The following is a 5,196-nucleotide window of genomic DNA, read 5'->3' as shown; positions in this document are numbered from 1 at the left end:
CCCCTCGTTTGTGGATTTTATCCCCTTCGGCTGGTATCACTGTTTTAGAAGGATTTGGGGCAAAATTAGAGCCAGATTGGCCAGAAGGAGTCTATTTTCTTCCCTTGCTTTATCGCACGGCAATTATCGCTATTAATCAATTGCCTGTGACTGCTGAGACTCTCTGGTTAAGATTATTAGGACGGGGAAAAACGCAAAACCAAGCGGTGCGAGAATTGTTAGAATTACCTCAAGGTAATGCTTTCCGGGAAAATGTGCTGGAATTATTGATTAGTTGGCGGGTTAGTATGGAAATAAATAACATCCTAGAAACTGAAGATAGAGAGGTGTTTATGACCTTATCTCAAACCTATCAGGAATGGAAGGAAGCAACTAAACAGGAGGGACGACAGGAAGGACGACAGGAAGGAAAACTGGAATCTATTCCCCGTTTGCTGGTTTTGGGTTTAAGTGTGGAACAAATCGCTCAAGCTTTGGATTTAGACTTAGAACAGGTCCGACAAGCGGCGCGAGAGTAAAGGTGGAGAGTTAAAACGCAAAAATGCCACAATGGATAAAATAGGCATTTTCTGACTAACTGACATCTTCTATGAGCAACCACCTAAGCGGAAGCGAGATTCGCCAGCGATTTTTAGACTTTTTTGCGGCCAGAAACCATAAAATTCTCCCTAGTGCCTCTCTAGTACCAGAAGACCCCACCGTTTTGCTGACTATTGCGGGAATGCTCCCTTTTAAGCCGATTTTCTTGGGACAAAAGACCCCAGAATTTCCCCGCGCTACCACTTCCCAAAAATGTATTCGCACCAACGATATCGAAAATGTCGGCCGGACTGCTAGACACCATACTTTTTTTGAGATGTTGGGCAATTTTAGCTTTGGTGATTATTTTAAAGAACAAGCGATCGCCTGGGCCTGGGAATTGTCCACAGAAGTTTTTAACCTTCCCCCCGAAAGATTAGTCGTTAGTGTCTTTAGAGAGGATGAGGAAGCTTTCGCTATCTGGCGCGATAAAATCGGTATTCCTGCCCATCGTATCCAAAAAATGGGCGAAGCGGATAACTTTTGGGTATCGGGTCCCACGGGTCCCTGTGGTCCCTGTTCGGAAATTTACTACGATTTTCACCCGGAATTAGGGGATAAAACCATCGATTTAGAGGATGATAGCCGTTTTATCGAGTTTTATAACCTCGTCTTCATGCAGTATAACCGCGACGCGGACGGCAATCTAACACCCCTAGCGAATAAAAATATCGATACGGGGATGGGTTTGGAACGGATGGCGCAAATCCTGCAAAAAGTCGCCAATAACTACGAAACTGACCTAATTTTCCCGATTGTCGCCGAAGCAGCCCGGTTAGCAGCCATAGACTACCAGAAAGCGGACGAAAAAACGAAAGTTTCCCTAAAAGTCATCGGCGATCATGTGCGTTCAGTAGTACACATGGTGGCGGATGGTATCTCAGCATCGAATACTGACAGAGGTTACGTCTTGCGTCGTCTGATTCGTAGAGTAGTACGGCACGGGCGTTTAATCGGTATTGAAGGTCAATTTATCACCAAAGTGGCGGAAGTGGCGATCGCTCTTTCCGAGTCCGTCTATGGCAATGTTCGGGAACGAGAAACGGTGATCAAGGCAGAATTAGAGCGAGAGGAAGCGAGATTTTTAGAAACCCTAGAAAGAGGCGAGAAACTGCTCGAATCGATTCTAGAAAAAGAAAAAAGCCAGATTTCGGGAGTCGATGCCTTTACCCTTTATGATACCTATGGCTTCCCCCTCGAACTCACTCAAGAAATCGCCGAGGAGCAGGGTTTAAGCGTCGATACGGCGGGTTTCGAGCAGGAAATGAAAAAACAGCAGCAAAGATCAAAAGCCGCCCACGAAACCATAGATTTGACGGTACAGGGGAGTTTAGATAAGCTGGCAGAACATATTCACCCGACGGAATTTCTCGGTTATACGGATTTGCAAGCAACCGCAACAGTAACGGCGGTTTTAGTCGCTGGTAAAACGGTGGAATCGGCCGCAGCAGGCACTGAGGTGCAGATAGTTCTCGATAAAACCCCTTTTTATGCCGAATCGGGTGGACAAATCGGTGATAAGGGTTATTTAACTGGCGATAATCTGCTTATCCGCGTTGAGGATGTGCAGAAAGAATCGGGGATTTTTATCCATTTTGGTCGGATTGAGCGGGGAATTGTCACCACCGGCGATACAATTAATGCTCAGATTGATCGCTCCTGTCGTCGTCGCGCTCAAGCTAATCATACCGCGACCCATCTGCTACAATCGGCCCTGAAAAAGCTTGTCGATGGGGGGATTTCCCAAGCAGGTTCCCTCGTCAGTTTTGAGCGCCTCCGTTTTGATTTTAACTGTCCTCGTCCCCTGACTGGTGCTGAATTGCAACAGGTGGAAGAACAGATTAACACTTGGATTGCCGAAGCGCATGACACCGAGATAGCGGTGATGGGATTGGAAGAAGCGAAGCAAAAGGGAGCTATTGCCATGTTTGGCGAGAAATACGGCTCAGAAGTGCGAGTTATTGATATTCCTAGCGTTTCTATGGAATTATGCGGGGGAACTCACGTTAAAAATACCGCCGAGATCGGTTTATTTAAAATCATCTCCGAGACGGGAATCGCCGCAGGAATTCGACGCATCGAAGCGGTGGCCGGCCCCGCCGTGTTAGCATACCTGAATGAACGGGATCAGGTGGTGCGGGATCTGTGCGATCGCTTTAAGGTCAAACCTCTGGAAATTCCCGATCGCATTACGGCCCTACAATCGGAGTTAAAAGGCACACAAAAGCAGTTAGAAGCGGTTAAACAGGAGTTGGCACTAAATAAATCGGATGCTTTTCTATCTCAAACTGAATCTATCGGCGAATTTAAGCTATTAGTCGCTTCTTTGGGCGATATTGATGCTAATGCTTTGATGGCCGCAGCCGAAAGACTACAGCAAAAATTAGGGGAAGGGGCGGTAATTTTGGCCTCGACTCCCGCAGCTGATAAAGTGAGTTTAGTGGCCGCTTTTAGTCCCCGGGTGATTAAAGATAAGGGTTTACAAGCGGGTAAATTTATCGGTGCGATCGCTAAAATCTGCGCCGGTGGTGGTGGTGGTCGTCCCAATTTAGCTCAAGCTGGGGGACGGGATGCTAGTAAGTTAAGCGAAGCTTTAGCTAAGGCCAAAAGTCAGTTAACTAGCAGTTTACAATAGTTTTAAGGGTGGGCATTTTGTCCACCTTTAAAAAATTAGTTATCCTCTCGGTGTGATTGGTAAAAATAATATGGAACTACTGATCAAGAATTTGGGATCAATTAGAAATAATAATCAAACTATAGATTTAATGGTTATTGGTGCGCTTCCATATAGGCTCGAAGCAACTGATTAATCTGTGTTTGATAGCCTTTTCCCTGAGATTTAAACCACTCGAATACATCATTATCAATGGAGAGAGTAACTTCAGCTTTGGCCTTGGTTACGGGGACACTTCGCAGCACTACGGATTTAGCAAACATTTCAGGTGTAATTTCTGGACAGTCTGACAAATCAATATCTTCGTCGCTCGGCTCTCCCAGCTTTGGTGGGTAAAATGTATTCTAAGATACATTTATCAAGAGCGAGGGGGTGGAACGAACCACAAAGACACAAAGGACACAAAGATCGATCGATCCTATGTCAATTAAACTTATCACACAGAACCTAGAAGAGCCGTCGCTCATTGCGTCTAATCGTTGCCAATCAGTTTGAGAGTTGCTTAAAGTAGGTTCGTTGTTCATATTTCGTTGCCTTTCTTGCAGAAATAATACGAGTGTAATCCTCACGTTCAGTATGGACAACGGCAATAATTCGCCCTTTTAGTAAACCCAATGTAACAAAACGCTGCTCTCCATAATCGAGACGATCATCTTCAACCGTTAAAAGGTCCCCATCGAAAACGGCGGGAACATCGGCTAAATCTATACCGTGTTTAAGAAGATTAGTAAGTCGTTTTGCTTCATCCCATCAGTATTCCATAACTGAACGACTGTTACAACTTTCAATTAAATAGTCATTATCAACACATTTAGACTCTCATTGTCATATTATAGACTTAGTTAAGAGAATTATTAGAGAACCTTAACCATGCTCAAACATTATGACGTGACCATCCAAGGTGATCGCATCCAATGGCTAGGGGAAAAGCCCAAAGCACAGAATATTCGCGCCATCATTATCATTGAAGAAGAACCATCTCTCTCGACCCAAGTAAAACGCACGACCCCTGCTCATTTAATCGGTAAAGGCAAAACCTTAGGGGATATTGTCAGTCCTATCGTGGAACAAGAAGATTGGGAATGTCTAAAATGATCATCCTTGATACCCATATTTGGTTTTGGTATATCAATGAAAACTTTGAGCAATTTCCCCTAGAATGGAAAGCCCAGATTCAACAAGCCGATAGCGTAGGAGTATCCCCCATTTCTTGTTATGAAATGGCTTTGGCCCATCAAAAAGGTCGTTTAGCACTGGATATTCCCATCCAACAATGGCTTCTCGATGCCCTAACCCCTTCAGGCATTGAATTATTACCTTTAACTCCAGAAATTACCCTAAAAGCGGTTAATCTCTCTCCCGTTCACAAAGATCCCTTTGACCGCATCATTATTGGTACGGCTTTGGAATATAAGGCAAAACTCGCCAGTATTGATAGCTTATTTCCCAAATATCCCGAACTCAAAGATTACCTGATGTCAGCTTAGAAGCCCACTCTCCGAACCCTAAATTTTTACGTCATACCCAAGGACACAAGAGCGGCGATCGCACGATAAATCTCTATAATCTGGAATATCCCCCCATTCCAAACCACCCATGACAGCCAAAGAACAACTCCTGCAGGAAATTGAGAAAAGCTCCGAGCCTCTCCTACAAGAAGTTCTCGACTTCCTCCTATCGGCACGCTCAGAAAAATATCCTGAAACTCGTAAACCCATCTGGCAAATCGCTCAGGAAATTATGGCTGATGTTCCGCCAGAAATTATCGCTCAACTCCCCACTGACGGAGCCGAACAACACGATTATTATCTTGACAGGACACCAAAATGCGAAGATTGACATCCTCGCCGCCGTAAACGGACGGTGATTCCCAAACCTCACGATTTAGGTTTCTGCTTCTTTCCCGAAGGATTTTTCGCACCTGCCTTAACAGATTTACTCTG

At 44.9% G+C, this 5,196-nt stretch carries 6 protein-coding genes and 2 pseudogenes; 5 read left to right on the top strand and 3 right to left on the bottom strand.

Annotated features, from left to right (window positions below; translation table 11 throughout):
• Both MICAI_RS18560 and alaS read left to right on the top strand, forming a co-directional pair.
• Window positions 1-518 (top strand): Rpn family recombination-promoting nuclease/putative transposase (locus MICAI_RS18560; protein ID WP_039900506.1); only part of this gene is annotated, 518 nt, incomplete at its 5' end.
• A gap of 71 nt (window positions 519-589) precedes the next feature.
• Window positions 590-3,214 (top strand): alanine--tRNA ligase, encoded by a 2,625-nt coding sequence (gene alaS / locus MICAI_RS18555; protein ID WP_008205819.1) that lies wholly within the window; start codon window positions 590-592, stop codon window positions 3,212-3,214.
• A 134-nt stretch (window positions 3,215-3,348) separates the two neighbouring features.
• Here the strand turns inward: alaS and MICAI_RS18550 are convergent, their stop codons facing one another.
• The 3 genes and pseudogenes from MICAI_RS18550 to MICAI_RS24445 form a co-directional block, all read right to left on the bottom strand.
• Complete coding sequence (locus MICAI_RS18550; RefSeq protein ID WP_232306231.1) at window positions 3,349-3,546, bottom strand: BrnA antitoxin family protein; 198 nt, start codon at window positions 3,544-3,546, stop codon at window positions 3,349-3,351.
• A pseudogene (locus MICAI_RS28000) lies at window positions 3,498-3,693 on the bottom strand (hypothetical protein). The gene MICAI_RS18550 and the pseudogene MICAI_RS28000 overlap by 49 nt, the downstream one beginning before the upstream one ends.
• Window positions 3,694-3,739: 46 nt before the next feature.
• A pseudogene (locus MICAI_RS24445) lies at window positions 3,740-4,003 on the bottom strand (BrnT family toxin); the annotation flags it as partial.
• Window positions 4,004-4,123: 120 nt separating this feature from the next.
• On the opposite strand from MICAI_RS24445, the gene MICAI_RS18545 reads away from it, so the two are divergent.
• The 3 genes from MICAI_RS18545 to MICAI_RS18535 all read left to right on the top strand — a co-directional run bounded on the left by MICAI_RS18545 (window position 4,124) and on the right by MICAI_RS18535 (window position 5,092).
• Entirely contained in the window at window positions 4,124-4,348 is a 225-nt protein-coding gene (locus MICAI_RS18545) for a hypothetical protein (RefSeq protein WP_008205812.1), read from the top strand.
• On the top strand, window positions 4,345-4,740 hold the full coding sequence (locus MICAI_RS18540; RefSeq protein WP_008205811.1) for a type II toxin-antitoxin system VapC family toxin: 396 nt from the start codon (window positions 4,345-4,347) through the stop codon (window positions 4,738-4,740). The genes MICAI_RS18545 and MICAI_RS18540 overlap by 4 nt, the downstream gene beginning before the upstream one ends.
• Window positions 4,741-4,849: 109 nt before the next feature.
• Complete coding sequence (locus MICAI_RS18535) at window positions 4,850-5,092, top strand: hypothetical protein (protein ID WP_008205809.1); 243 nt, start codon at window positions 4,850-4,852, stop codon at window positions 5,090-5,092.
• Window positions 5,093-5,196 lie beyond the last annotated feature (104 nt).

Origin of the sequence: Microcystis sp. T1-4 (assembly GCF_000297435.1) — a bacterium.
GTDB lineage: Bacteria > Cyanobacteriota > Cyanobacteriia > Cyanobacteriales > Microcystaceae > Microcystis.
The sequence above is the reverse complement of the archived record's forward strand: the minus strand, read 5'-3'. Positions and strand labels throughout refer to the sequence as shown.